At 63.3% G+C, this 26,569-nt stretch carries 26 protein-coding genes; 24 read left to right on the forward strand and 2 right to left on the reverse strand.

What is annotated here, in order from left to right; translation table 11 throughout:
• Positions 1-75: 75 nt before the first annotated feature.
• Entirely contained in the window at positions 76-912 is an 837-nt protein-coding gene (locus tag WBN73_RS10830; protein WP_337340257.1) for a GNAT family N-acetyltransferase, read from the forward strand.
• Here WBN73_RS10830 and WBN73_RS10835 read toward each other — a convergent pair.
• Positions 909-1,511: a Vms1/Ankzf1 family peptidyl-tRNA hydrolase gene (locus WBN73_RS10835; RefSeq protein WP_337340258.1), complete on the reverse strand. Its 603-nt coding sequence runs from the start codon at positions 1,509-1,511 to the stop codon at positions 909-911. The two genes, WBN73_RS10830 and WBN73_RS10835, sit on opposite strands and share 4 nt — an antisense overlap.
• Before the next feature lie 42 nt (positions 1,512-1,553).
• Between WBN73_RS10835 and WBN73_RS10840 the strand changes: the two genes are divergently transcribed.
• From WBN73_RS10840 to nusB, 14 genes are all read left to right on the forward strand, one after another.
• Positions 1,554-3,077, forward strand: a complete 1,524-nt coding sequence (locus WBN73_RS10840; protein WP_207593678.1) for a replication-associated recombination protein A — start codon at positions 1,554-1,556, stop codon at positions 3,075-3,077.
• 217 nt (positions 3,078-3,294) lie between these two features.
• Entirely contained in the window at positions 3,295-3,915 is a 621-nt protein-coding gene (gene rpsD, locus WBN73_RS10845; RefSeq protein WP_207593677.1) for a 30S ribosomal protein S4, read from the forward strand.
• 157 nt (positions 3,916-4,072) lie between these two features.
• Positions 4,073-4,447: a DUF948 domain-containing protein gene (locus tag WBN73_RS10850; protein ID WP_011774967.1), complete on the forward strand. Its 375-nt coding sequence runs from the start codon at positions 4,073-4,075 to the stop codon at positions 4,445-4,447.
• 53 nt (positions 4,448-4,500) lie between these two features.
• Complete coding sequence (locus tag WBN73_RS10855; RefSeq protein WP_207593676.1) at positions 4,501-4,731, forward strand: hypothetical protein; 231 nt, start codon at positions 4,501-4,503, stop codon at positions 4,729-4,731.
• A gap of 114 nt (positions 4,732-4,845) precedes the next feature.
• Complete coding sequence (gene alaS, locus WBN73_RS10860) at positions 4,846-7,524, forward strand: alanine--tRNA ligase (RefSeq protein WP_207593675.1); 2,679 nt, start codon at positions 4,846-4,848, stop codon at positions 7,522-7,524.
• Positions 7,525-7,526: 2 nt separating this feature from the next.
• Positions 7,527-8,117 (forward strand): Holliday junction resolvase RuvX, encoded by a 591-nt coding sequence (ruvX, locus tag WBN73_RS10865; RefSeq protein WP_337340259.1) that lies wholly within the window; start codon positions 7,527-7,529, stop codon positions 8,115-8,117.
• Positions 8,114-9,841, forward strand: coding sequence for an endolytic transglycosylase MltG (mltG, locus tag WBN73_RS10870; RefSeq protein WP_337340260.1), 1,728 nt, complete (start codon positions 8,114-8,116; stop codon positions 9,839-9,841). Before ruvX ends, mltG begins: the two co-directional genes overlap by 4 nt.
• Positions 9,838-10,692: a shikimate dehydrogenase gene (locus WBN73_RS10875; protein WP_207593672.1), complete on the forward strand. Its 855-nt coding sequence runs from the start codon at positions 9,838-9,840 to the stop codon at positions 10,690-10,692. Before mltG ends, WBN73_RS10875 begins: the two co-directional genes overlap by 4 nt.
• A gap of 26 nt (positions 10,693-10,718) precedes the next feature.
• On the forward strand, positions 10,719-11,918 hold the full coding sequence (gene aroC / locus WBN73_RS10880) for a chorismate synthase (RefSeq protein WP_337340261.1): 1,200 nt from the start codon (positions 10,719-10,721) through the stop codon (positions 11,916-11,918).
• A complete protein-coding gene (locus WBN73_RS10885) occupies positions 11,918-12,484 on the forward strand; it encodes a shikimate kinase (RefSeq protein WP_207593670.1) in 567 nt (188 codons plus the stop codon). The genes aroC and WBN73_RS10885 overlap by 1 nt, the downstream gene beginning before the upstream one ends.
• A complete protein-coding gene (gene aroB, locus WBN73_RS10890) occupies positions 12,481-13,572 on the forward strand; it encodes a 3-dehydroquinate synthase (RefSeq protein ID WP_207593669.1) in 1,092 nt (363 codons plus the stop codon). Before WBN73_RS10885 ends, aroB begins: the two co-directional genes overlap by 4 nt.
• Entirely contained in the window at positions 13,569-14,090 is a 522-nt protein-coding gene (locus WBN73_RS10895; RefSeq protein WP_089595231.1) for a tetratricopeptide repeat protein, read from the forward strand. The genes aroB and WBN73_RS10895 overlap by 4 nt, the downstream gene beginning before the upstream one ends.
• Positions 14,091-14,243: 153 nt before the next feature.
• Positions 14,244-14,807, forward strand: coding sequence for an elongation factor P (gene efp / locus WBN73_RS10900; protein ID WP_011774957.1), 564 nt, complete (start codon positions 14,244-14,246; stop codon positions 14,805-14,807).
• A complete protein-coding gene (gene nusB, locus WBN73_RS10905) occupies positions 14,807-15,217 on the forward strand; it encodes a transcription antitermination factor NusB (RefSeq protein ID WP_207593668.1) in 411 nt (136 codons plus the stop codon). The genes efp and nusB overlap by 1 nt, the downstream gene beginning before the upstream one ends.
• A 67-nt stretch (positions 15,218-15,284) precedes the next feature.
• Here nusB and WBN73_RS10910 read toward each other — a convergent pair whose 3' ends face one another.
• Complete coding sequence (locus tag WBN73_RS10910; RefSeq protein ID WP_337340262.1) at positions 15,285-16,580, reverse strand: PrsW family intramembrane metalloprotease; 1,296 nt, start codon at positions 16,578-16,580, stop codon at positions 15,285-15,287.
• A gap of 110 nt (positions 16,581-16,690) precedes the next feature.
• Here WBN73_RS10910 and pyrR point away from each other — a divergent pair, with 110 nt between their 5' ends.
• The 9 genes from pyrR to gmk all read left to right on the forward strand — a co-directional run bounded on the left by pyrR (position 16,691) and on the right by gmk (position 26,547).
• Complete coding sequence (pyrR, locus tag WBN73_RS10915) at positions 16,691-17,275, forward strand: bifunctional pyr operon transcriptional regulator/uracil phosphoribosyltransferase PyrR (RefSeq protein WP_207593666.1); 585 nt, start codon at positions 16,691-16,693, stop codon at positions 17,273-17,275.
• A complete protein-coding gene (locus tag WBN73_RS10920; RefSeq protein ID WP_337340263.1) occupies positions 17,272-18,279 on the forward strand; it encodes an aspartate carbamoyltransferase catalytic subunit in 1,008 nt (335 codons plus the stop codon). Before pyrR ends, WBN73_RS10920 begins: the two co-directional genes overlap by 4 nt.
• Positions 18,279-19,604, forward strand: coding sequence for a dihydroorotase (locus tag WBN73_RS10925; RefSeq protein WP_337340371.1), 1,326 nt, complete (start codon positions 18,279-18,281; stop codon positions 19,602-19,604). The genes WBN73_RS10920 and WBN73_RS10925 overlap by 1 nt, the downstream gene beginning before the upstream one ends.
• Positions 19,604-20,125 carry a PH-like domain-containing protein gene (locus tag WBN73_RS10930; RefSeq protein WP_207593664.1) on the forward strand — a complete coding sequence of 174 codons (522 nt, stop codon included), beginning with the start codon at positions 19,604-19,606 and terminating at the stop codon, positions 20,123-20,125. The genes WBN73_RS10925 and WBN73_RS10930 overlap by 1 nt, the downstream gene beginning before the upstream one ends.
• Positions 20,106-21,353 (forward strand): glutamine-hydrolyzing carbamoyl-phosphate synthase small subunit, encoded by a 1,248-nt coding sequence (carA, locus tag WBN73_RS10935; RefSeq protein ID WP_337340264.1) that lies wholly within the window; start codon positions 20,106-20,108, stop codon positions 21,351-21,353. The genes WBN73_RS10930 and carA overlap by 20 nt, the downstream gene beginning before the upstream one ends.
• Positions 21,353-24,661, forward strand: coding sequence for a carbamoyl-phosphate synthase large subunit (gene carB, locus WBN73_RS10940; RefSeq protein WP_207593662.1), 3,309 nt, complete (start codon positions 21,353-21,355; stop codon positions 24,659-24,661). Before carA ends, carB begins: the two co-directional genes overlap by 1 nt.
• Complete coding sequence (gene pyrF, locus WBN73_RS10945; protein ID WP_337340265.1) at positions 24,654-25,529, forward strand: orotidine-5'-phosphate decarboxylase; 876 nt, start codon at positions 24,654-24,656, stop codon at positions 25,527-25,529. The genes carB and pyrF overlap by 8 nt, the downstream gene beginning before the upstream one ends.
• 97 nt (positions 25,530-25,626) lie before the next feature.
• Complete coding sequence (gene mihF, locus WBN73_RS10950; RefSeq protein ID WP_207593660.1) at positions 25,627-25,953, forward strand: integration host factor, actinobacterial type; 327 nt, start codon at positions 25,627-25,629, stop codon at positions 25,951-25,953.
• A 21-nt stretch (positions 25,954-25,974) separates the two neighbouring features.
• Entirely contained in the window at positions 25,975-26,547 is a 573-nt protein-coding gene (gene gmk, locus WBN73_RS10955) for a guanylate kinase (protein ID WP_207593659.1), read from the forward strand.
• The last annotated feature ends 22 nt before the right edge of the window (positions 26,548-26,569 follow it).

Raw genomic sequence — 26,569 nt, forward strand, 5'->3', positions numbered from 1 at the left:
CCAAAGGCTCTCCACTCCGGTGGAGGGCCTTTGGCGTTTCTCCCCCAAGACTCCCTCAACGAAAGGTGCTGCCGGATGCTCGAGCAAACCGTGCTGGAAACGCTCATGGATAAGGCCTGGCCGGCCCTTGAGCGTGAAGACCTTGTTGGCGAAGGCACGGTGAAGTGGGTGCTTCGTGCTTCGAACGGGGTGACGCAACGGGCCAATTCTGTGTGGCCGGCCAACCCGGCAGACAGTGCAAAAAGTGCAGGCAGTGCAGAAAGTCATGCAGTGGCCACCGGCCTGGAGTCTGCCGCTGACCTTGAGCGATCCGTCACCGCCGCATCGGAGTGGTACCGGCGCCGCCGTCTGCCATTGATTTTCCAAGTGTTCGATGACTCCCGCAGTGCTGCCCTCAATGATCTCCTGGACCGCCGCCGCTTCACCCGGCAGTCCGAAACGAAGATCATGCTCCGCGGCCTGGACTCATTGCCGTCCTGCCAACCGACGGTGGAGATGCTCGAACTGCCTTCTGAGGAATGGCTCAGTCTCTGGTGGTCCGTCGATGGCCGCGGGGGTGAGGCCGAATTATCGGTCGCTCACAGTATCCTCACCGGCTGCCCGGCGCTGTACGCAATGGTGAGGGACGACGACGGCGTCCCCGCCGCCGTCGGGCGCCTCGCCCTGGTTGATGGCTGGGGTGGTATCTACGGTATGGCGACGTCTGCCAGGCACCGCCGGCGCGGATACGCCGCCCAGGTGCTGGCCGCGTTGCTGCATGCCGGTGCCGGGCGGGATCTCAAGGGGGTCTGGCTTTTGGTCACGGCCGCCAACCACGGGGCACAGGCGCTGTACACGCAGGCTGGATTCGTGGACCACGGCAGCTACGTGTACCGGCAGGCTCCCCTGAAACGTGCCCTCAGCGGCTGCTAACCCGCCGCCGCCGGATCGGTCACAGTAATCCGGATCGAGCAGGCGTCTGCTGCCGCTTTCTGCAGGGCCGCGGATTTGATCTCCTGAATGTCCAGGAATGCCAGCCGTGTGCGGCCTGTGAAAGCCTTGAGGGCGGGCTGCGCAAGGACCTGATCCACCAAGGCCCTGTCTCCGCCGGGCACGATGTACTCCATCAGGTGCTCCGTGAAGATCCTGGCCGCATGTTCCGCCGTGGACCTGGCATCGATGAATCGGTTCCCGCTCTTGGAAGCGATGATGGTGGTGCCGCTGGCCGAGGCCACAGCGTAACCGCCGCGCCGGACCAGCACCAGGCCCAGCCCGCGTTCCTGGGCGGCCAATGAGGCGAGGCGGTGGAGTTCGCTGCTTCCCCGGCCGGGGCGTCCGTCGGATGGCCATGGCGCCTTTAGCAGCGCGGTGGCTCCGTCGGCTGCGCGCAGGAGGAGGCCGCCGTCGTGGAGGTCTTCCACCACGGGACCGTGGCCGGCCGCGAACCGTTCCACCCAGCCCGGCAACCTGGTGGCGGACACCAAGGCGGTCCGGATGGCCTGGTGGCGCGGGGCAGATGCTCGGCGGTCCATGGTGGATGTCTCCTTTGCTGGAACTATGAGTAGCCTATCCATGTGGAAGATCTCTTTGGTGCCGGTGCTGACAACGACGACGGGTCGGAGGAACCGGCGGTCTCGCCGCATTCGCCCGGGGGGCCTTCCGACGCGCACTGGATGGCGTCCCAGCGCAGTCCCCTCGCAGTGCGGATGCGCCCCCGTACCTTGGACGACGTCGTGGGGCAGCAGCACCTGTTGGGCCATGGTTCGCCTCTCCGGCAGCTGGCAGCCGGGGCCGAAGCTGCCGGTCCTGCCGGACCGAGCTCCGTGATCCTTTGGGGGCCTCCGGGGACGGGAAAAACCACGCTGGCCCATGTGATCGCGCGGGGTCCCGGAAGGAAGTTCGTGGAATTGTCTGCGATCACCGCAGGCGTCAAGGATGTCCGGCGCGTCATGGATGAGGCCTTGACGGCCCGCGACCTCTATAAGAAAACTACCGTCCTCTTCCTGGACGAGATCCATCGCTTTAACAAGGCCCAGCAGGACGCCCTGCTGCCGGGTGTCGAGAACCGCTGGGTGGTGCTCGTCGCCGCCACCACGGAAAACCCGTCATTCTCGGTGGTGTCGCCCCTGTTGTCGAGGTCCCTGTTGCTGACGCTGAAGCCGCTCACCGATGACGACATTGGGGGACTGCTGCAACGTGCCGTCGCCGATGCGCGCGGCCTTGCCGGACGTGTGGAGCTCAGCCCGGAGGCGCTGGACCATCTGGTGCGCCTCTCCGGCGGCGATGCCCGCAGGGCGTTGACCGCGCTGGAAGCCGCTGCCGGGGTCGCGTTCGGTGACAGCACCGCCGTCGGGCCTGAACCGGACGGTACCGATGCCGTGCCGGGGGAGGACGGCGACGCTGGACCAATCAACGACGACGGCGAGCCGGGGCTCGCCGGCGACGGCACCCCTGACGCTCCGGTGCTGGTGGAACTGCGCCATACCGAGCGTGCCTTGGACGCCGCGGCGGTTCGCTATGACCGTGCCGGGGACCAGCATTACGACGTCGCCAGTGCTTTCATCAAATCCATCCGTGGCTCGGATGTCGATGCCGCGCTGCATTACCTGGCCCGCATGCTTGAAGCGGGCGAAGATCCACGGTTTGTTGCACGACGCATCGTGATTTCCGCCGCTGAAGACATTGGAATGGCCGATCCCACAGCGCTGCAAACGGCAGTGGCGGCAGCCCAGGCGGTGCAGTTGATCGGCATGCCGGAGGGGCGGATCGTCCTCGCCGAAGCTGTGGTCCATTTGGCTACCGCGCCGAAATCCAATGCCGCGTATATGGGCTTGAACAAAGCGGTGGCTGATGTCCGGGCAGGGTTTGGCGGTGGCATCCCCATGCATTTGCGGGATGCGCATTACCCCGGGGCAAAACAATTGGGGCATGGCAAGAGCTACAAGTACGCACATGACGAACCGCACGGTGTGGCAACCCAGCAGTACCCGCCCGACGATTTGGTGGGGAAGGACTACTACCAGCCCACCAATAACGGAGCCGAACGGGATATTGCCGCCAGGTTGGAACGGCTCCGCAAGATAGTGCGTGGGGAGTAGGCAGGGGCGCCCATTCCCCTCGAAGGCCCACAGGCGTCAACCACGTTGTGCATGGTACGATTGATCCTTGTCTGGCATGGCCCGACGCACAATCCCACTGAAGATTCCTTCAACAGTGCTGTGCGCCCGGGCTAGTAGCAAGAGGCAGCGGTTGGCCGATGCTCTCCCTGATGGAGGCCAGTAACACTGACACACCGCAGTAATTGGAAGGACACAAGTGGCTAACAACACTCGTGCTCGCCGTACCGCACGCCTTTCGCGTGCACTCGGCATCGCTCTGACCCCCAAGGCCGCCAAGTACATGGAGCGCCGCCCGTACGGCCCCGGTGAGCATGGCCGTGCCCGCAAGAAGCAGGACTCCGACTACGCCGTACGTCTGCGCGAAAAGCAGCGTCTGCGCGCCCAGTACGGCATCCGCGAAGCCCAGATGACCCGTGCCTTCGAAGAAGCACGCCGCACCAAGGGCCTGACCGGTGAAAACCTGGTTGAGCTGCTCGAAATGCGTCTGGACGCCCTTGTGCTCCGTGCAGGCTTCGCCCGCACCATCGCACAGGCCCGCCAGCTGGTTGTGCACCGCCACATCATGGTTGACGGCATCCGCGTGGACCGCCCGTCCTTCCGCGTTGGCGAAGGCCAGCTCATCCACGTTCACAGCCGCTCCGAGGTCATGCCCCCGTTCCAGGTGGCAGCTGCAGGCGCACATGTTCTGAACAACGTGCCGCCGTACCTGGACGTCAAGATCGAGGCCCTGCAGGCACGCCTGGTTCGTCGCCCCAAGCGCTCTGAGGTCCCCGTGATCTGCGAAGAGCAGCTCGTCGTCGAATTCTACGCTCGCTAAATTCAAGCAGCGCATACAAAGAAGCCCGTGGCACATGCCGCGGGCTTCTTTGTATGTAAGGTACCGGTCCAAAGTGGGTAAGGTACTTGGGAGGCCTTGTCCAAAGCCGTTCAGCGGCTGGTGCAGGGCAATGCAACAACCCTAGGAGAAGAGTTCTATGTCTGGTGGCGACATCGCCGGCCTCATCGCAGCAGGAGTCTTCGCGCTCCTTGTGTTGTTGTTGGCTGTGCCAATCTTGAAGCTGGGTGGCGTTTTTGACGAGGTCCGCACCTCCATCCGGTCCATCAGCGACGGTGCAACCCCCTTGATGGATGAAGTGACCGCTACGGTTACCACCACCAACCAGCAGCTGAAGAAGGTTGACGGGATCGCCTCGAACGTCTCCGATGCCTCGGCCAACATCTCCGCGTTGTCCTCTCTGGTGGCGGCCACGGTGGGTTCTCCCTTGATCAAGGTGGCTGCCTTCAGCTATGGCGTACGTTCCGCCTTCGCCGGCCGTCGTGCACCTTCCTCCGGCCGCCGCAGCCGCTGACCTGCGCAGCAGCTGCCCTATACAGTCGCTGAATAAGAGGGAGAAAGAAACCAATGAAAAGAATTGTGTGGATGGGCATCGGCGTCGCCATCGGCGTCATTGCCTTCCGGAAGATCACTGAAGCCCAGGCGAACATCGGTCCTGAGGGCTTGAACCGTGCCGTGGGCCGGATGGCTGATGGCTTGTTCGATTTCGCCGACGCGGTCCGGACGGGCATGCACCAGCGGGAAGAGGACCTTCGGGCGGCGTTGGGGATTGACGACGCCGGAGCAAGCCGACGCTAGCGGAGCGGTTCGCTCCCACGCCCGCAACAGGGCAGAATGGAAAACTGCGGAACGGCACCAGCCGGTACCGCGCACATGACGTGCAGTGAATTGAGAAGGGTAAGTAATCAGCTAATGAAGTCGCAGGAGATCACCAAACGCTGGGTGGACTTTTTTGTCAGCAAGGGCCACACCGCCGTTCCCTCCGCGTCGCTCGTTTCCAGCGACCCGTCCCTTCTCTTCACCGTCGCCGGAATGGTGCCGTTCATTCCGTACCTGACTGCGCGCGAAGAACCCCCGTACAGCCGTGCCACGAGCGTCCAGAAATGCATCCGCACCGGAGACATCGAGGAAGTGGGGAAAACGGCCCGCCACGGGACGTTCTTCCAGATGTGCGGCAACTTCTCCTTTGGCGACTACTTCAAGGAAGACGCCATCAAGTTCGCGTTCGAGCTGCTCACCACCAGCGTTGACGACGGCGGCTACGGACTTCCCGCCGAGCGCCTCTGGGTGACTGTCTACGAAGAAGACGACGAAGCCAAGGAACTCTGGCTCAAGAACACCGGCATCCCGGCGGAGCGCATCCAGCGCATGGGCAAAGCCGACAACTACTGGTCCACCGGCCAGCCGGGTCCTGCCGGTCCCTGCTCTGAGATCTACTACGATCGCGGCCCCGCCTACGGCATCGAAGGCGGCCCGTTGGCCGATGAGACCCGGTACATCGAGATCTGGAACCTCGTGTTCATGCAGTACCAGATCGAAAATGTCCGTTCCAAGGTGGACTTCGACATCGTGGGAGAGCTCCCGCAGAAGAACATTGACACCGGCCTGGGCATGGAACGTCTCGCGATGATCCTCCAGGGCGTCGAGAACATGTACGAAACCGACCAGGTCCGCCCGGTCATCGACAAGGCTGCAGAACTGTCCGGCCGGGAGTACACCTCGGCCGAGTCTCCGGAAGACCCGCACCACACGGACGACGTCCGTATGCGCGTCGTCGGAGACCACATTCGTTCTGCCCTGATGCTGATTGCTGATGGCGTTTCGCCGTCCAACGAAGGCCGTGGCTATGTGCTGCGCCGCCTCATTCGACGCGCAGTCCGCGCCATGCGGCTGCTCGGCGTCGAAAAGGCCTGCCTGCCGGACCTTCTTCCCGCCTCCCGTGACGCCATGAAGGGCGTCTACCCCGTGGTGGAGACGGATTTCGCCCGGATCAGCCGCATTGCCTACGCCGAAGAAAAGGCGTTCCTGCGCACCATTGCTTCGGGCACGGCCCGCCTCGAGGATGCCGTGGCGGAATCGAAGGCCGCCGGTGTTCCGCTCTCCGGCGCCGACGCCTTTGCCCTGCACGACACCTATGGGTTCCCGATCGACCTGACACTGGAAATGGCGGAAGAGGCCGGCCTCAAGGTGGACGAAGCAGGATTCCGCTCGCTCATGCTCGAGCAGCGCCAGCGTGCACAGGCTGATGCCAAGGGTAAGAAGGGTGGCCACGCGGACCTCAGCGCCTACCAGGATCTCCTGGGCAAGGGCGAGACCGTCTTCACGGGCTATGACGAACTTGAGGGCGAATCCACGGTCCGCGGCATCGTCAGCGGTGGCCGTGCTGTAGGGCATGCCTCCACCGGCGACGAAATTGAGCTGGTCCTCAACGAAACCCCGTTCTATGCCGAAGCAGGCGGCCAGTCCGCTGACACCGGCCTCATCACCGGCGATGGCTTCGTGGTGGAGGTCCTGGACGTTCAGCGGCCCATCAAGGGCCTGAGCGTGCACAAGGCTATTGTCCGCGAAGGCGAGATTGCCTCAGATGCGTTGGTGCGCGCCGCCGTCGACCGTGAACGTCGCCACGCAGCCGAGCAGGCCCACACCGGCACGCACATTGTGCACGCCGCCCTGCATCAAATCCTGGGCCCTGAAGCTACCCAGCGTGGCTCCTACAACAAAGCCGGCTACCTGCGTTTCGACTTCGCCTGGGGCGAGGGTCTGAGCACAGCCACGCGGTCCGAGATCGAAGAAGTCTCCAACATCGCCATCCGGAACAATTACCGGGTAGACACCAAGGTGATGGGGCTCGCTGAAGCCAAGGCGCTGGGTGCCATGGCACTGTTCGGCGAAAACTATGGCAGCGAAGTGCGCGTCGTGGAGATCGACGGCGCCTGGTCCCGCGAGCTGTGTGGTGGAACGCACGTATCCAACACCTCGCTCATCGGCAGCCTTTCGCTGCTGGGAGAGCAGTCCGTTGGCTCCGGAAACCGCCGTGTTGAAGCCTTCGTTGGCCTGGACGCATTCCGTCATCTGGCCGCCGAGCGGGCCTTGGTGACTGAGCTCACAGAACTCCTGAAGGTTCCCTCCGGGCAACTCGCCGACCGCATTTCCAGCACGCTGAGCAAGCTGAAGGCAACGGAGAAGGAACTCGACCGCCTTCGCAAGGAGCAGCTGGCCGCGGCTGCCGCAAACCTGGTGGGCACTGCAAAGGACGCTGCGGGTGTGCGCGTAGTAGCCCACGACGCCGGTCAGGTCGGCGGTGCCGACGATCTCCGGAATCTCGCCTTGGACCTCCGCAGCCGCCTCGGCTCGGAGGCTGCCACGGTGGCTGTGGCAGGCGTCAGCAATGACCGCCCGGTGATCCTCATCGCCACCAATGAGGCCGCCCGCGAAGCAGGCGTCAAGGCCGGCGCGCTGGTTCGCCTTGCTGCCGGCATCCTTGGCGGTGGCGGTGGCGGTAAAGACGACGTCGCCCAAGGCGGCGGCGCCGACGCTGGGAAGGTCCCTGAGGCCCTCACAGCGGTGGTGGATGCGATAGCCAAGCGCTGACGGTGGCTGCAAGTACTCACGGTGACGTCTACCCCCGGGGCATCAAGCTGGGGGTAGACGTCGGCACCGTCCGTGTAGGCGTCGCCATCTGCGATCCCGACGGAATCCTGGCCACACCCTTCAAGACTGTTTTACGCGACGCCAAGAAGAACTCCGACGTCCGCTTCGTGGTCAAGCACGCCGCTGAACTGCCTGCGGTGCAGATCTTTGTGGGCCTTCCCCGCACCATGAAGGGTGAGGAACGTGCCTCGGCAGACATGGCCACCGCGTACGCCGAACTCCTCGCCAACGAACTGTTGCGGGTTGGTTTGGACATCCCCGTGAGCCTTGTGGACGAGCGGCTTTCGACCGTCACGGCACACCGCAACCTGCATCAAGCTGGCATGAGCAGCAGGAACCACCGTAAAGTGGTTGATCAGGTTGCCGCTGCTGGAATACTGCAGCACGCAATTGACATGCAAAAAGCCAGAGGAACGGACGTTGGCCGCCGAGTGCAGGCACCGGCGCAATCCGATAAGCCCAGCAGTGCCCCAACGCTGCGGGCTGCCTCCGGCCGTGAACCCGATTCTTCTACGAGGGGACTGCAACTGTGAGCCCGGTCAACAACGACCCCTCCAGCGGTACCGCCGGCGGCGGTATGCCGCTGACCCGCAAAGAGCTGCGGGCGCGGGAACGATTCCTCGCCACGCAGAACCATAACGTCGTACCCGTTCCCGAAGCGACCCCCGGGGAAGCCGCTGCTGCGTCCGCGGACCGTGAGCCTGAATTGCCCAGTCCTGTTCCCGCGGTGCCCCCGGCTCCGGTTGCGCCACCTGTGCCGGCTGCTCCACCCGTTCCCGTGTCAAAGCCTGCTGCTCCTCCCGTTCCCGCCGCGCAACCAGTGTCTACAGCGCCGAGTCCTGCCGACGAGCCCACCCCGGCGTCCACTGACGAATCGCCGTCCGTTGAGACTCCGGAGGAAGCGCATCCGGCTGAACCGGATCATGGCGGGAATCACCTGGAGGGCGCTGAAGCCCACGAGGTGGAAGGACATCACCACCCCGGGCATGAGGACTCCGACCCTACGCACGACGTCGCCGGGCATGGGCCCCACAGCGATTTTCATGATGAGCACCACGCAGATGGGGTTCACCACGATGAACACCACCCGGACGATCTTTACCAGGATGAGCACCTCGTCGACGGTCTTCACCACGATGAACACCACCACGACCTCATCGCGCCTGTCGAGCAGACGGCTTCCTCCAAGGCAGCGGTCAAGAAGGCCCGCCGCCGTCGTCGCGTCCTTGCCCTGCTGATCACGCTGGGTGTCTTCGTTGCCGCAATAGCCATCGGGGCCCAGTTCCTCAAGCCCTTGCTGGGCATGGACAAGGTCACCGACTATCCGGGCCCGGGTACGGGCTCGGTCAACATCACCGTGCCCGAAGGCTCCGGACCGAAGGCGGTGGCCGTAGCACTCGTCGAGAACAAAGTGGTGGCCGACGCCGATGCCTTCGTCAAGGAATTCCTTAACGACGGCGGCGAATTGTCCCCGGGCGAGTTCACCTTCCGTACCGAGATGAAGAATTCCGACGCAGTGGATGTCCTGGTCAACAAGGACGCATCCAAGGTGATGTACTTCGCCCTCAGTGCGGGCCTTCGCATTAATGAGTCGCTGGAAGCCATTTCCAAGGGCTCGGGTATCTCCATGCAGGAACTCAATGCGCTCAACCAGGCCCCGGCACAGTTCGGCATTCCGTCCAAGGCCAAGAACCTCGAGGGCTTCCTGGCCCCGGGGGAGTACCGCTTTCCGCTCGGCACGCCGGCCAAGGACATCATCCAAAAGTTGGCCACTACCACGCTGGATGAGCTCAAGTCCCAGGGAATCACGGAACCGGGCAAGCAGTACGACACCGTGACCATCGCCAGTATTGTGCAGGCAGAAGGCGGTCAAGCGGACTATGGAAACGTGGCCGGCGCCATCTACAACAGGCTCAAGCCAAACAATGTGGAAACCAGCGGCCTGATCCAGTCTGACGCCACGGTGACCTACGGACTCGGCAAGAAATCCTTCCATCTCACGGAGGAAGAAAAGGCTGATAAGTCCAATACGTACAACACGTACGCCAATGTTGGGTTGCCGGCTGGACCCATCGGCTCACCGGGCAAGACTGCCATTGATGCTGCGGCCAAACCCACCCAGAACGACTACATGTACTGGGTCACCATCAACCTGGACAGCAAAGAAACCAAGTTCTCCAAGACGCTGGCTGAGCACAACGTCTACGTTGAGCAGTACAACGCGTGGTGCCAGGCCAATCCGGGACGGTGTGTGTGAGTCGTCGTGCCGCAGTCCTGGGGCATCCGATCTCGCATTCGAAGTCACCGGCCCTGCATACTGCTGCCTACGCCAAACTGGGCGTTGACATTGAATACTCCGCAATCGATGTCACCGTGGACGGCCTTCCAGCGTTCATGGGCTCACTCTTCGGCGATGACTCCTGGTGCGGGCTCTCAGTGACCATGCCGTTGAAGTCGGCCATGGTCAAGGAGGTTGACGAGGTCCGCGGCGCGGGCGCCCAGTTGGGAGTCATCAACACCGTGGTCTTTGAACACGACGGCGGAGCGGTGCGACGCGTTGGATACAACACCGATGTCGCCGGGATCGTTGAGGCGGTCCGGTATGCCGGGGTTGCTTCCACGCCCCACGCGGCCATCCTGGGTGGCGGCGGTACCTCCGCTGCGGCCGTTGCGGCTGTCAAGGAACTTGGTGGCAGCCACGTGGATGTCTTCGTCCGTGATGCAGGGCGTGCCGGTGAGGCGGAAGCCGCTGCAGCCGCCGTCGGAATTTCCCTCCGTGTCAGACCGTTGACTGAAGCAGCCACCGCTGTGGCGGGCACCGACCTGGTGATCTCCACATTCCCGCCGCGTGCCGCCGATTCCTTGGCGGATGAGTTGGCGGCGTTGCCGGGAACAGGGGCCGGTGTGCTGCTGGACGTTGCCTACGATCCCTGGCCCAGCCGCCTTGCTGAGGTGTGGCATGGTCACGGAGGCGCCGTAGTCCCGGGCCTTGAGATGCTGATGTACCAAGCGGCCGAGCAGATCAGGCGCTTCAGCGGCTGTGACGTGGATGCCGCCGTCATAGATGTGATGTGCGACTCAGTCGGGCTTCCCCGGCGAGTGTTCTAGAAGCCTTACATGGCAGGATTGGTTATATGTTGCGTTGGTTGACTGCCGGTGAATCCCATGGTCCGGCCCTGATCGGAATTGTTGAAGGCGTGCCCGCCGGTGTTGAACTCACCAGCGCGCAGATCCGTGATGCCCTGGCGCGTCGCCGCCTGGGCTATGGACGTGGTGCCCGCATGAAGTTCGAGCGAGACGAGGTCACCATCATGGGTGGCGTTCGTCATGGCCTGACGCAGGGCGGCCCCGTAGCCATCCAAGTGGGCAACACCGAGTGGCCCAAGTGGGAGCAGATCATGTCTGCTGACCCCGTAGATCCCGGGATCCTTGCCGATCAAGCCCGCAACGCACCCCTGACGCGGCCGCGTCCAGGGCATGCAGATTTCACGGGCATGCAGAAATACGGCTTCGACGAAGCCCGTCCCGTGCTTGAACGCGCCAGCGCCAGGGAAACCGCCACCCGCGTGGCCCTTGGCACCGTTGCCGCACAGTTCCTGAAGCAGCTGGGCGTGGAATTGGTGAGCCACACTGTTTCCATCGCCAGCGTGACTGTTCCCGAGGGCCGCCCCTTGCCGCTGCCCCAGGATGTCCTGGCGCTCGACGCGGACCCCCTGCGCTGCTTTGACCGTCAGACCTCCGACGCCATGGTCGCTGAAGTGGACGCCGCCCATAAGGAAGGCGAAACCCTTGGCGGTGTTGTTGAGGTCCTGGCATACGGACTTCCGCCGGGACTGGGCAGCTACGTGCACTGGGACCGCCGCCTTGACTCCCGCCTGGCTGCTGCGCTGATGGGCATCCAGGCCATCAAGGGAGTGGAGGTCGGAGACGGCTTCCTTACTGCTGCGCGCCGTGGTTCCGCTGCCCACGATGAAATCGTGAAGGATGCTGACGGGAAAATTGTTCGGCAGACCAACCGCGCCGGCGGTATTGAGGGCGGCATGAGCATCGGCGAGGTTTTGCGCGTGCGTGCAGCCATGAAGCCGATTGCTACCGTTCCCCGTGCCCTGCGCACCATCGATGTCAGCACAGGTGAACCCGCCAAGGCCCATCACCAGCGTTCAGACGTCTGTGCAGTGCCCGCGGCCGGTGTAGTCGCCGAAGCAATGGTTGCACTGGTCCTGGCCGAGGCCGTCGCCGAGAAGTTCGGCGGCGACTCCGTAGCCGAAACCCGCCGCAACCTGCAAAGCTACCTCGGCAACATACCGGCCACCCTGGACTCGGTCGGCCGGTAGTGGTTCGCCCGATCCTGGACGGCTGCACCGGCCGTCCCGTTGTCCTGGTGGGCCCTATGGCTGTTGGTAAGTCGGCCATTGGCCAGCAGTTGGCCCAGCAGTTGGGGCTCCCGTTCGTGGATACCGACGCTGTGGTGGTCGCTGCCCACGGCAGTATCGCGGATATTTTCGCGGGGCGCGGAGAGCACGCCTTCCGTGAAATTGAAGCCCGGGCAGTCGCGAAGTCCATCGAGAATGCCAAGGTTCAGCCCGCCATTATTTCTCTGGGCGGGGGAGCGGTCCTGGACTCCGGAACCCAGCAACTGCTGGAAGAATGCACGGTGGTCTACCTCGAATGTGACGCGGAGACCGTTGCCGATCGCATCGCGCGCAACACTGGCAGGCCATTGCTGAAGGGTGATGCGATGACGCGGTGGGAAGCATTGTTCGCTACGAGGCGTCCTGTCTATGAGCGTCTCGCGGACATCGTCATGGACGTCCGTTCAGGATCCGTGGCGGAAATCGGCCTCCAGTTGGAGGAGCGGCTGCGCCAGTATGCAGCCTTGAAAGAGGAAGTTGAAAAGTGAGTAACGAAGCAACTGTCATCAAGGTGACTGGCCAGTCCGCCAATGAAAACTACGATGTCGTAGTGGGGCGCGGCCTTTTGGGGACCCTTCCTGAAAAGCTGGGGGAGCGTGTCCGGCGTGTCCTGGTCATTCATCCCCGGGCCCTCCGCCTGACGGGGGACACGGTTCGCGACGAGCTGGAAACAGCCGGCTTCACCGCGCTGACTGCCGAAATCCCTGATGCGGAAGAAGGCAAGCACATTCAGGTTGCTGCTTTCTGCTGGCAGGTGCTGGGCCAAAACGACTTCACCCGCTCTGACGCCATCGTGGCGGTCGGAGGTGGCGCCGTGACGGACCTGGCCGGTTTCGTGGCAGCCACATGGCTTCGTGGTGTCAAGGTCATCCACATGCCCACCAGTCTTCTGGGCATGGTGGATGCTTCAGTGGGCGGAAAGACCGGCATCAATACAGCCGAGGGCAAGAACCTCGTGGGATCGTTCCACCCGCCGGCTGCCGTCCTGGCAGACCTCGACACGCTTCAGACGCTGCCCAAGAACGAGCTCATCTCCGGCATGGCCGAGGTCATCAAGTGTGGGTTCATTGCTGATCCCGCCATCCTGGACCTGATTGAGAAGAACACCGACGCAGTGATGGACCCGTCCTCGGACGTTGTCCGGGAACTCATCGAGCGGGCCATTACGGTTAAGGCAGATGTCGTGTCACAGGACCTCAAGGAATCCGGCCTCCGCGAAATCCTGAACTATGGCCACACGCTGGGACACGCCATTGAACTCGTGGAGCGCTACTCCTGGCGCCACGGTGCTGCTGTCTCAGTGGGCATGATGTTCGCCGCCGAGTTGTCGCGCAGCGTGGGGCGGTTGTCGGATGCCGATGCAGATCGTCACCGCACCATCCTGGAAAGCCTGGGACTGCCCATCACTTACCGGCGTGACCGCTGGCAGGGTTTGCTGGATGGCATGCGCAGGGACAAGAAGTCGCGGGGCGACCTTCTGCGGTTCGTTGTCCTTGACGGCGTTGCCAAGCCTGGCATCCTGGACGTTCCCGATACCTCCCTCCTGTTTGCGGCCTACCAGGAAATCGCATCATGAGTGTCGCCGTGCGGGAAGGCGTCAGCGACTGGCCAACAGCCGGCTTCCCGGGCGTTCGTACCAATCCCGATACCCTCCTGCCCGTGATAGTCAACGAGGAAGTCATGGAGACGGCACTTGCCGCCTCTGATGATCCCGCTGACCGCATCATGGCATTGCTGTTGGAAAATCAGCCCAACGAGGCAGCCGAACTGTTGGCCGAAGCCCGCTACAAGGATCCCGAGTCGTTCCGACTGAGGATCTTCGAGGCGGAAGTCCACCGTGCCACCAACCGGCTGGACCGCGCCATACAGTTGTTCCGCCACCTCTTGCAGGACGTCCAGGGCAGCTCGAAGGAAGCGATCGTCCACCAGTACCTGGGGCGGGCATACTTCGTCAGCGGGAACGCCCTGGCTGCATCCGAGGAGTTCGCCAAAGCCTTGGACCTGCGCGTCGCCATGGCTGCTGATGCCGCGCTGATCTATTCCTCCGCCGTTGCCCTTCAAAGGGCCCGGAATGTGCTGGAACTGGCTTCCTGACGCACGCGGAAACACGCCCCGCAAGCCCCCGGCGTATTTGCCGGTAGAATGGTTCTTGGATTTTTGATAAATACGCGCTGGCGGGCCGATTGGTACGCCTGCTTGGCATAGATAGCTGGCAGCTAGAACCAGTGCGATAACCAGAGGATACGAGTGGCAACCACAAACGACATCAAGAACGGGACCGTACTGAAGCTCGAGGGCCAGCTCTGGAACATTATCGAGTTCCAGCACGTCAAGCCTGGCAAGGGTGGCGCCTTTGTCCGCACCAAGATGCGCAACGTCATGTCCGGCAAGGTGGTCGACAAGACCTTCAACGCCGGTCTGAAGATCGAAACCGCCACGGTTGACCGCCGTGATTACCAGTACCTGTACCAGGATGGCGAAGACTTCGTTTTCATGGATACCCAGGACTACGACCAGATCACCGTCTCCGGTGCAACGGTTGGCGACGCCACCAACTTCATGCTTGAAAACCAGATGGTCAACATTGCCATCCATGAGGGCACCCCGCTGTACATTGAACTGCCCCCGAGCGTTGTCCTCGAAATCACCTACACGGAGCCGGGCCTCCAGGGTGACCGCTCTTCGGCAGGCACCAAGCCGGCCACCGTTGAAACCGGCTACGAGATCCAGGTTCCGCTGTTCGTCGAGCAGGGCACCAAAGTCAAGGTCGACACCCGCGATGGCAGCTACTTGGGCCGGGTCAACGACTAGTGAGCGCACGCGGTAAAGCCCGTAGCAGGGCTCTTGAAGTACTTTTCGAGGCGGAGCAGCGCTCCGTCCCGGCATTCGACGCCATGACGGCGCGCCGGGAGAAGACTGACCTGGTCATCAACCCTTACACGGTGGAAATCGTCGAGGGTGTTGTCTCCATGCAGGCAACCATCGATGAGTTCCTGGAGACGTATGCCCAGGGCTGGACGCTGGAACGGATGCCGTCCGTGGACCGGATCATTCTGCGGATCGGCGCGTGGGAACTTCTCTACAATGACGAGGTTCCGGATGGTGTAGCTGTCAGCGAAGCCGTGGCCCTTGCCAAGACGATGTCCACGGACGAGTCCCCGGCGTTCATCAATGGACTCCTCGGCCGGCTCCAGAAGCTGAAGCCATCACTTCTCGCTTAAGTACACGCCTGGCCTGAATTCAAAGGACCCGCTTCACAGGAAACTGTGGGAGCGGGTCCTTTTCCCGTTATTGGAGAACTGCTGCCCGCAGGCCGGGGATGTTGCGCAGATGCTCCAACTCGTCTTGCTGGTGAACGTGGACGTCCCGCCCGCTGAGTATCCGCTGCCTGGTGAACGCCAAAGCAGTGGCTCCCTTGATGAAGGCCTTCATCTGGTTTCCACGGCCGCGCGTGGATGCCCAGCGCACCGCCTGGCGCCTGCCGCGCGAGGTGGCAAGCATCTCCACCTCGGCCGGAGTGAACCAACCGGCCCGGGCATACTCCAGGAGGCGTTGGCGCGTGAGTTTTCCTTCAGCGACCCGAAGCAGGATGATGCCCACTGCTGCCACCAGGAAGATGGGGACCTGGACCACGAAGTACTCCGCCAGGAAGTTCTGACCCATGCTGTTCCAACGGTTGTGGAGGAACATCGCGGGCAGTAACCCAATGAAGAATCCCAGTACGGCATAGCCGCTGTGCCACCTCCGCGCAGCAAAGCCCATGATCAGGCCGGTGGTGCCGGTGAACAGAGCGTGGGCGAAGGGTGACATGACGCCGCGGAGGATGAAGATACGGACCAAGTCCGTCCCGGGATCGGTGGAGGAGGCAATTTCGCGTCCAAAGTAGAGGATGTTCTCAGTGAAGGCGAAGCCGGCGGCAATGGTGAAGGCGAACACCACCCCATCCACGGGTCCGTCAAAGTACTTCCGGGCGGCCAGGATCAAGACCAGCAATCCGAGCGACTTGGTGAATTCCTCGACGATGGGTGCTTGGACCGTTGCCATGAAGTAGGTGAAAGCTTCTTCGCTGCTGGTGGGTGCGGCCAGGGCAAAGAGGGGCTGGATGAGCAGCGTCCCGGCGATGGACACTGCGGCACCCCAGGTGAAGGCGAACCACAGCAGCCTTTTTGGTTCCGGCTCCCAGCGATCGATGAGTCGTACCGTCAGCAGCACCACGGACAACGGAATCAACGAAGCAATAAAGCCGATCACGAAGCCTGTCACCCCGGTGTTGCCCAGCAGGAACGGCAGCACCAGCATCAGGCTGGCAAGGGCAAGGACCCCACCAACAATGACCAAGGGGAGTGTGCCCAGCGACCGGCGGGTGCGCGGAGCCTGTGGTGTGGCCCAGGTTTGCCGGGGGAGTGAGGCTGGATTCCCTGGAGCCGGTTGATAGTTTCCCGGCTGTACCCGTCCGATCCACGTGGGGTTGGCGCCAGGTTCCAGATAGGGTCGCGGATAGGGTCGTCCGCCGGGTTGGCCGTGGTGGTTCATGGTCATGGGCAAGAGCCTATTCCACGGCACGCAGTGTGAGCTTAGACTCACGCTTGGGTTGGTCGGGCGGTGCGGTGGCGAAGGGCCCCTGTGGTAGTTTTGAAAAGCAAATATTCCTTTTTTAATTCCGTCCCGTGAGGCGGGGAAAGGGGAGACGAGCGATGACTGAAGTCACTTCAGCGCACGTGCCGTCGCGGGTTGTTCTTAACCAGGCGGACATTGACCGTGCGCTCACTCGTATCGCCCATGAGATCCTCGAAGCCAATAAAGGCTCCCAGGACCTGGTCCTGCTGGGCATTCCCAGCCGCGGCTATCCGTTGGCCGTACGGCTCGCCCAAAAGATCGCAGCTGCGGACCCCTCGGTCAACGCTGAAACGATTGTCGGCCAATTGGATGTCACCATGTTCCGTGACGATCTCTCCCATCAGCCCACCCGGCCCCCGCGCCACACACGCCTGCCGTTGTCAGGGATCGACAACAAAGTGGTTGTCCTGATCGACGACGTCCTGTACTCGGGCCGTACCATCCGTGCTGCACTGGACGCGCTGGTGGACCTTGGCCGCCCCCGGATTGTCCGCTTGGCCGTTCTGGTGGACCGGGGCCACCGGGAACTGCCCATCCGCGCGGACCACGTGGGCAAGAACCTGCCTACTTCCTCTTCTGAAAAGGTCCGTGTCCACCTCGAGGAAATCGACTCTGTGGACGGTGTGCCCGTCAACGAGGTAGTTATCGAGGCCGGCAAGTGAAGCACCTCCTTTCCACCGAGAACCTGAGTGCTTTCGACGCCATCCGAATCCTTGACACGGCAGAAGAGATGTCCGCCGTTGGTGAGCGTGAAGTGAAAAAGCTGCCCGCGTTGCGCGGCCGGACAGTGGTGAACCTCTTCTTCGAAGACTCAACCCGCACCCGCATCTCCTTCGAGGCTGCCGCAAAGCGACTCTCTGCCGACGTCATCAACTTCGCCGCCAAGGGATCCTCGGTGTCCAAGGGGGAGTCCCTCAAGGACACGGCACAGACCCTGGCCGCCATGGGCGCAGACGCCGTGGTCATCCGTCACTGGGCATCCGGGGCCCCGCACCGGCTTGCCGCGACAGACTGGATTGACGCCGCCGTTATCAATGCCGGCGACGGCACCCACGAGCATCCGACGCAGGCGCTCCTGGATGCGTTCACCATGCGCCGGCACTGGTCCAAGGTCAACGGCAGCGAATCCACCGGTGCTGACCTTAAGAGCATGCGGGTAGCGATCGCCGGCGATGTCCTGCACTCCCGCGTTGCCCGGTCCAACGTCTGGTTGTTGAAGACCCTCGGCGCTGAAGTCACGTTGGTGGCGCCACCGACCCTGCTGCCCATCGGCGTGGAGCACTGGCCTTGCAAAGTCAGTTACAACCTGGACGAGACGCTCGAGGCCGGCATTGACGCCATGATGATGCTGCGCGTCCAGGGTGAGCGTATGAACGCGTCGTTCTTCCCCTCAACCCGGGAGTACTCGCGTCGCTGGGGTTTCGACGACGCCAGGCTCCGTGCTCTGGATGACCTCGGCATGAAAGACACCATCATCATGCACCCCGGGCCCATGAACCGGGGCTTGGAAATATCCTCCGCCGCCGCGGATTCGCCGCGCTCCACCGTGCTTGCCCAGGTGCGCAACGGTGTTTCGGTCCGCATGGCCGCCCTTTACCTGCTGCTCTCCGGAGACTCCCGCGAAGCCGCCCACACCTTAAGCCAGTCCAGCAAGGAGACCAAATGATGGCCGAGAATACCTACCTGCTTCGTGGGGCCGCCATCCTCGGTGGCGAAGCTGAAGACCTGCTGATCCGCAATGGCATCATCGAAGCGCGCGGCCAGGGCCTCGCCGCTGACGGCGCTGCGGTGATTGATGCCGCAGGCCTCATCGCCCTGCCCGGCATGGTTGACGTGCACACCCACTTGCGCGAACCCGGCCGCGAAGACGCCGAAACGGTTGAAACCGGTACCCGGGCCGCTGCCTTGGGCGGTTTCACGGCCGTCCACGCGATGGCCAACAGCAATCCGGTGGCTGACACTGCGGGCGTGGTGGAGCAGGTTCACAGCCTGGGCCGCGCGTCGGGTTGGGTGGACGTTCGTCCCGTAGGAGCAGTCACTGTGGGTCTGGCCGGCGAACAGCTCGCCGAGCTGGGGGCCATGGCCGATTCCCGTGCCCAGGTGCGCATGTTCTCCGACGACGGTATCTGCGTCCATGATCCGGTCCTGATGCGTCGCGCCCTGGAGTACGTGAAAGCGTTCGACGGCGTGGTGGCCCAGCACGCGCAGGAACCGCGCCTTACCGCCGGGGCACAAATGAACGAAGGCACTGTCTCAGCGGTCCTCGGACTGACCGGGTGGCCGGCCGTTGCCGAAGAAAGCATCATCGCCCGGGATGTCCTGCTGGCCCAGCATGTTGGGTCCCGCCTCCACGTCTGCCACGTCTCCACCGCTGGATCCGTGGAAATCGTGCGCTGGGCCAAGGCGCGGGGGATCAACGTCACGGCCGAGGTCACGCCGCACCACCTGCTCCTCACTGATGAACTGGTCCGCAGCTATGACCCCGTCTACAAGGTCAATCCGCCGTTGCGTACCGATGCTGACGTGCAAGCTTTGCGTGAAGGCCTGGCAGACGGCACCATCGACGTCGTGGGCACCGACCACGCACCGCACCCCAGCGAACATAAGGAATGTGAGTGGGCCCAGGCCGCAATGGGCATGACCGGACTGGAGACAGCTCTGTCGGTGGTCCAGGAGACCATGATCGAGACTGGACTGATGTCCTGGGCCGACTTCGCCAGGGTGACGTCCTTCACTCCGGCGGTCATCGGCTGTGTCGCTGACCAGGGCCGTCCGCTGGAGGTTGGCGAACCGGCCAACGTCATCCTGGTGGACCCGGCTGCGCGATGGACCGTTGACCCCCATAAAATGGCAACCATGGGCCGCAATTCACCGTTCAAGGGCAAGGAGCTGCCCGGATCCGTTGTGGCAACCTTCTTCAAAGGACATCCCACGGTCCTCGACGGCCGGCTCAACACGCCGTACCGGTACCCGGAAGTCAGCAGCAATTAATGGATAACCAGACACTGACCGTGCTCATCACGGTGCCGTTGATCGTCGTCGTCCTGGCGATGATCTGGCTGGGGTGGCGTAACAGGCTGCGGCGACAAGCCGACGTCGAACGCCTACCAGCGGTGCCGGAGCAGCTGACGCCGGCCACCGTCGTCGCAGATGGCCAGTACGTTGCCACCACCACGGCGGGCGACTGGCTGGACCGGATCGCGGTTCAGGGCCTGGGTATCCGGACCAACGCGGAACTGAGCATCCACGCCGAAGGCGTGCTGTTCGACCGCTCTGGTGCCGCCCCGGTCTTCATCCCCCGCTCCGCACTGGCCGACAGCCGTGAGTCCAGCGGCATGGCAGGGAAGTTCGTCGAAAAAGACGGGCTCCTGGTCATCAGCTGGAAACTCGGTGGCCGGGAACTGGATACCGGATTCCGGTCCAGGCACGCAGCCGACAAGCAGCTCCTCCTCGAAGCCCTCCAGGAATTGATCTCCGCAGCCCCTCAGGCAGATGCCGATAGTGGAAAGTAATAAAGTGACGGATAGTAAAGCAGCCACCACACCCGCCCCCTCAGCAGCAGTGCTGGTGCTCGAAGACGGCCGCATGTTCCGCGGCCGCAGCTACGGCGCGCAGGGAACTGCGCTCGGAGAAGCGGTGTTCGCCACCGGCATGACCGGTTACCAGGAGACCATCACGGATCCCTCCTACGCGCGCCAGCTGGTAGTCCAGACTGCGCCGCACATCGGTAACACCGGCGTCAACAGCGAAGACGCTGAGTCCCGCCGGATCTGGGTGGCAGGCTACGTCGTACGCGACGCCGCACGCCGTCCCTCCAACTGGCGTTCGGAACGAAGCCTCGATGACGAACTGGTGGAACAGGGCATCGTTGGCATCCAGGGCGTAGACACCCGTGCCATCACCCGCCACCTCCGCGAGCACAAAACCATGCGCGCAGGCATCTTCTCCGGCGAGGCTGCCCAGGCCACCGACAAGGAACTGTTGGACGCCGTGCTTGCCAGCGCTCCCATGGAAGGCGCAGCCCTGGCGGAGGAAGTCTCCATCGATGAGGCCTATGTCGTTGAGCCCAAGGACCACGGCTGGGAAGGCGAACCGCGGTTCTCCATCGCCGCCGTCGACCTCGGCATCAAGGCCATGACGCCCGTGCGTTTCGCAGAGCGCGGTGTCCGCGTCCACGTGCTGCCGGCAACCTCCACTCTGGAAGACGTCAACGCAGTCAACCCTGACGGCTTCTTTATGTCCAACGGTCCCGGCGACCCCGCCACGGCGGACCACCAGGTCTCCCTGCTGCGTTCAGTCCTGGACGAAAAGCTGCCGTACTTCGGCATCTGCTTCGGCAACCAGATCCTGGGCCGTGCCCTTGGGTTTGGCACCTACAAGCTCCGCTACGGCCACCGCGGCATCAACCAGCCCGTCATGGACCGCCGCACCGGCAAGGTGGAAATCACCTCGCAGAACCACGGCTTTGCCGTTGACGCCCCGCTGAACGGTTCCACCGTGGCGCCTGAAGAGCGTTACGGACGGGTTGAAGTCAGCCACGTTTCGTTGAACGACGACGTCGTTGAAGGACTCGCCTGCCTCGACATCCCCGCCTTCTCGGTTCAGTACCACCCCGAAGCTGCCGCTGGTCCGCACGATGCCGCCTACCTCTTCGACCGCTTCATCGACCTCATGGCCGACACCAAGTCCAAGGCCACAGACGAAAACTCCACCGAATCCAAGACTGAGGACAAGAAGTAATGCCGAAACGTACAGATCTCAAGAGCGTCCTTGTCATTGGTTCGGGCCCGATCGTCATCGGCCAGGCAGCCGAGTTCGACTACTCAGGCACCCAGGCACTGCGCGTCCTCAAGGAGGAGGGCCTGCGGGTCATCCTCGTGAACTCCAACCCGGCCACCATCATGACGGACCCCGAGTTCGCCGATGCCACCTATGTTGAGCCCATCACCCCGGAGGTGGTGGAGAAGATCATCGCCAAGGAGCGCCCGGACGCCATCCTGCCCACCCTGGGTGGCCAGACGGCTTTGAATACGGCCATCGCCCTGGACAAGAACGGTGTACTGGAGAAGTACAACGTGGAACTCATTGGCGCGAACATTGCCGCCATCGAGCTTGGCGAAGACCGCGAGAAGTTCAAGGGCGTCGTGGAGCGCTGCGGTGCAGAATCCGCACGCAGCCACATTATCCACACCATGGAAGAGGCCTTCGCCGCTGCCGAGGACCTCGGCTACCCGATGGTGGTCCGTCCGTCCTTCACCATGGGTGGACTGGGATCGGGCCTGGCGTACAACGAGGACGACCTTCGCCGGATCGTGGGCCAGGGCCTTCAGTACAGCCCCACCACCGAGGTCCTGCTTGAAGAGAGCATCCTCGGCTGGAAGGAATACGAGCTCGAGATGATGCGCGACAAGAACGACAACGTCGTTGTTGTGTGCTCCATCGAGAACTTCGATCCCGTAGGCGTCCATACTGGTGACTCCATCACTGTTGCGCCGGCGCTGACCCTGACGGACCGCGAGTACCAGAAGCTGCGCGACGTCTCCATTGCCGTCATCCGCGAGGTTGGCGTGGACACCGGTGGCTGCAACATCCAGTTCGCCATCGACCCCGCCACTGGCCGCGTCGTGGTCATCGAAATGAACCCCCGCGTTTCGCGTTCCTCAGCACTGGCGTCCAAGGCAACCGGCTTCGCCATTGCCAAGATCGCCACCAAGCTCTCCCTGGGTTACACCCTGGACGAAATCCCGAACGACATCACGCAGAAGACCCCGGCTTCCTTCGAGCCGACCCTGGACTACGTTGTGGTCAAGGTCCCGCGTTTCGCGTTCGAGAAGTTCCCGGCAGCAGACAACACGCTGACCACCACCATGAAGTCGGTTGGCGAAGCCATGGCCATGGGCCGTAACTTCACCGAAGCCCTGCAAAAGGCCCTCCGCTCGCTTGAGCAGAAGGGTTCCCAGCTGGACTTCAGCTCCGTGCCGGAATACGAAGTCGCAGAGCTCATCGAGAAGGCCAAGCGACCCACGACGGACCGCCTGCACCAGGTGCAGCGCGCCATGCTCGGCGGCGCCACCGTGGAAGAACTCTTCGAGGCCACCAAGATCGACCCTTGGTTCCTGGACCAGTTGCAGCTGCTCAACGAGACAGCCCAGGAGATCCGCAAGGCCGGTGTGCTCACGGAGGAAATGCTGCGCAACGCCAAGCGCCACGGTTTCTCCGACGAGCAGATCGGTGCCCTGACGCACAACAACGAGGCCGTGGTCCGCGGAGTCCGTCAGGCTTTGGGTATCCGTCCGGTCTACAAGACGGTGGACACCTGTGCCGCGGAGTTCGCCGCTTACACCCCCTACCACTACTCTTCCTACGACGAAGAGGACGAGGTAGGCCTGCACGCCAAGCCGTCAGTGATCATCCTCGGCTCCGGCCCCAACCGCATCGGCCAGGGCATTGAGTTCGACTACTCCTGCGTCCACGCCTCCATGGCGCTGCGCAAGGCCGGCTACGAGACCGTCATGGTCAACTGCAACCCTGAGACTGTCTCCACGGATTATGACGTCTCCACGCGTCTCTACTTCGAGCCGCTGACCCTTGAGGACGTCCTTGAGGTCATCGCAGCCGAGGAACGCACAGGCGGCGTGATGGGCGTCTTCGTGCAGCTCGGTGGGCAGACTCCGCTGAAGCTGGCACAGCAGCTCGCCGACGCCGGCGTGCCCATCCTGGGTACCTCGCCGGAAGCGATCGACCTCGCCGAACACCGTGGTGCTTTCGCCCGCGTGCTGGACGAAGCCGGACTGACCTCCCCGAAGAACGGCACCGCGGTGTCCTTCGAGGACGCCAAGAAGATTGCCGACGAAATCGGCTATCCGGTGCTGGTTCGGCCGTCCTACGTCCTGGGCGGCCGTGGCATGGAGATCGTCTATGACGAAGCGAACCTCTCCCGCTACATCGCCAACGCCACGGAAATTACGCCGGACCACCCGGTACTGATCGACCGCTTCCTCGAGGACGCCGTGGAGATCGACGTCGACGCACTCTTCGACGGCACCGACATGTACCTCGGCGGCATCATGGAACACATCGAAGAAGCCGGTATCCACTCCGGTGACTCCGCCTGCGTGCTTCCTCCGATCACCCTGGGCAATAACGTGATCGAGCGCGTGCGCACGGCAACCCGTGCCATCGCTGAAGGTGTGGGCGTCCGCGGCCTCATCAACATCCAGTTCGCGCTGGCCTCAGACGTCCTGTACGTTCTTGAAGCCAACCCACGCGCGTCGCGCACGGTTCCGTTTGTCTCCAAGGCAACGGGTGTGCAGATGGCCAAAGCAGCAGCCCTCATCGGTACCGGGGTCACCATCAACCAGCTCCGCGGCGCCTACAAGATGCTGCCCGAAACCGGTGATGGTTCCACGCTGCCCCTGGACGCGCCGGTTGCCGTGAAGGAAGCCGTGCTTCCGTTCAGCCGCTTCCGCACTCCCGAAGGCAAGGTTGTTGACTCCCTGCTCGGCCCGGAGATGCGCTCCACCGGTGAAGTCATGGGCATCGACAAGCACTTCGACACCGCTTTCGCCAAGAGCCAGGCCGCTGCCAACAACGCACTGCCCACCGAGGGTAAGATCTTCGTTTCCGTGGCCAACCGCGATAAGCGCTCGGTCATCATGGGCGTCAAGCGCCTCTCGGACCTCGGCTTCGAGATCGTCTCGACCGGTGGCACGGCGGACGTCCTGCGCCGTAACGGCATCCAGGCGACTCCGGTCCGCAAGGTGGCCGAGGGCAGCAGCGCTGAAGGTGAAGGAACCATTGCTGACCTCGTCATCGCTGGCGAGATCGATATGGTCTTCAACACCCCGTCCGGCGGCGAAGCCCGCAGCGACGGCTACGAACTCCGCGCCGCAGCAACGTCCATCGGTATTCCCTGCATCACCACCGTCGCCGAATTCAACGCGGCTGTGCAGGCCATCGAGGCCCTGCGTACCTACGAGTGGTCCGTGACCAGCTTGCAGGAGCACGCGGCCAACCTGGCAGCAGCAGTGGAAGCAGCCAATGCCTGAGTCTGCCCAATTGCAGCAGGCGCAGCCGCCGGTCCGGGAGTCTTTTGGCTCCCGGCTGGCGGCCGCCATGGCCTCCCGCGGTCCGCTGTGCGTCGGAATCGATCCCCACCCGCAACTTTTGGTTGACTGGGGATTGAACGACGACGCCGCCGGCCTGGAACGCTTCTCGCTGACAGTGGTGGAGGCGGTCGCTTCCCTCGCTGCCGCGGTCAAGCCGCAGGTGGCACTCTACGAGCGTCACGGCTCCGCCGGCATGGCCGTCCTGGAGCGCACGCTTGCCGCTTCCTCGGAAGCGGGCGTGCTCAGCATCGCCGATGCCAAGCGTGGCGACATCGGCTCAACCATGGCGGCGTACGCGGACGCCTGGTTGCGTGACGGTTCGTCCTTGGCCGCAGACTCCGTGACCCTCAGCCCCTACCTGGGCTTTGAGTCGCTGCGTCCGGCGCTGGACCTCGCTGCGCAATATGGCAGGGGAGCGTTCGTCCTGGCCCTGACGTCCAACCCGGAAGGGAAGTCGGTCCAGCACGTTGGTGGCGATGATTCGGTGGCGCGCAGGATCGTGGCCGCTGCTGCAGCCGAGAACCAGCGGTACGAGGGCACTCTTGGTTCTGTTGGTTTGGTTGTGGGCGCCACCATTGGGTCGGCGCTCGAGGACCTGGACATCGATCTGGGCCAGGTCCGCGGCGCGATCCTCGCACCGGGGCTCGGCGCCCAGGGTGCAACCCCTGCTGACCTTCGTGCGACGTTCGGTGCTGCCTATCCTTCGGTCCTGGCTACCTCCAGCCGGGGCATCCTGGCCGCAGGTCCCTCCGTGGCCGGCCTTCGCGCCGCAACCGAAGAGACGTTGGGCGGGCTTCGGTCGGAGTAAGTTGCCTGGCCGCATTGCGCAACAGCGCCCCTGCCGGTAGGTTCAGGATCAGTCCGCGTGATCTGGATCACAATCGCGATCTGACAGGGGTTTGGCAGTGGGCCTTAAAGAGCTGACACCACAGGAGCGTTCCGATGCGCTGGAGAAGGCCGCCAAGGCGAGGGCAGTCCGTGCCGCCGCCAAGGAACGGCTCAAGCGCGGCGAGGTCAGTGTTGCGGAGCTGATCTCTTCCGGGGCAACGGACGAGGCGATTGCGCGCATGCGTGTGGTGGAACTCCTGGAGGCCCTGCCGGGCATTGGCCCCGTCAGGGCGGCCGGGATCATGGCGGAGATAGGCATCGCCGGATCCCGGCGCATCAGGGGCCTGGGAATTCACCAGGCCCGGGCGCTGGTAGATTTTATGGACACCCAGCAAAGCGTTTGACGCATCTCCCCGAAGGAATCCGTGAGCAAGAAACCCGGACTGACTGTCCTTGCAGGCCCCACTGCCGTTGGCAAGGGAACCGTATCCACCTACATCAGGGACAACTATCCAGAGGTCTGGCTCTCAGTCTCGGCAACCACCCGGGCCGCGCGTCCGGGTGAGCAGGATGGCGTTCACTACTTCTTCAAGTCTGCCGAGGAGTTCGACTCCTTGGTGGCGGATGGTGAATTGCTGGAGTGGGCTGTGGTGCATGGACAGAACCGCTACGGGACGCTCCGCAGTACTGTCAACGCCGCCATCGCCGAAGGAAAGTCCGTCCTCCTGGAGATTGACCTCCAGGGCGCACGCCAAGTCAAGAAGGCTGTTCCGGACGCGAATTTTGTGTTCCTGGCACCGCCCACGTGGGACGAAATGGTCCGCCGCCTGGTGGGCCGCGGCACGGAAACTCCCGAGGAACAGCAGCGCAGGCTGGAAACCGCTAAACTGGAACTTGCTGCTGAACCGGAGTTTGACCACACCGTCATCAATGACGACGTTCGCCGGGCAGCGGACGAGCTTGTTTCACTCATGGGGCTTACCCCGCACCAGCGCTAAGCGCTTGCATTTGTTGGCCCGC

It is taken from the genome of Paenarthrobacter sp. CCNWLY172, from assembly GCF_037402035.1.
Classification (GTDB): Bacteria; Actinomycetota; Actinomycetes; order Actinomycetales; family Micrococcaceae; genus Arthrobacter.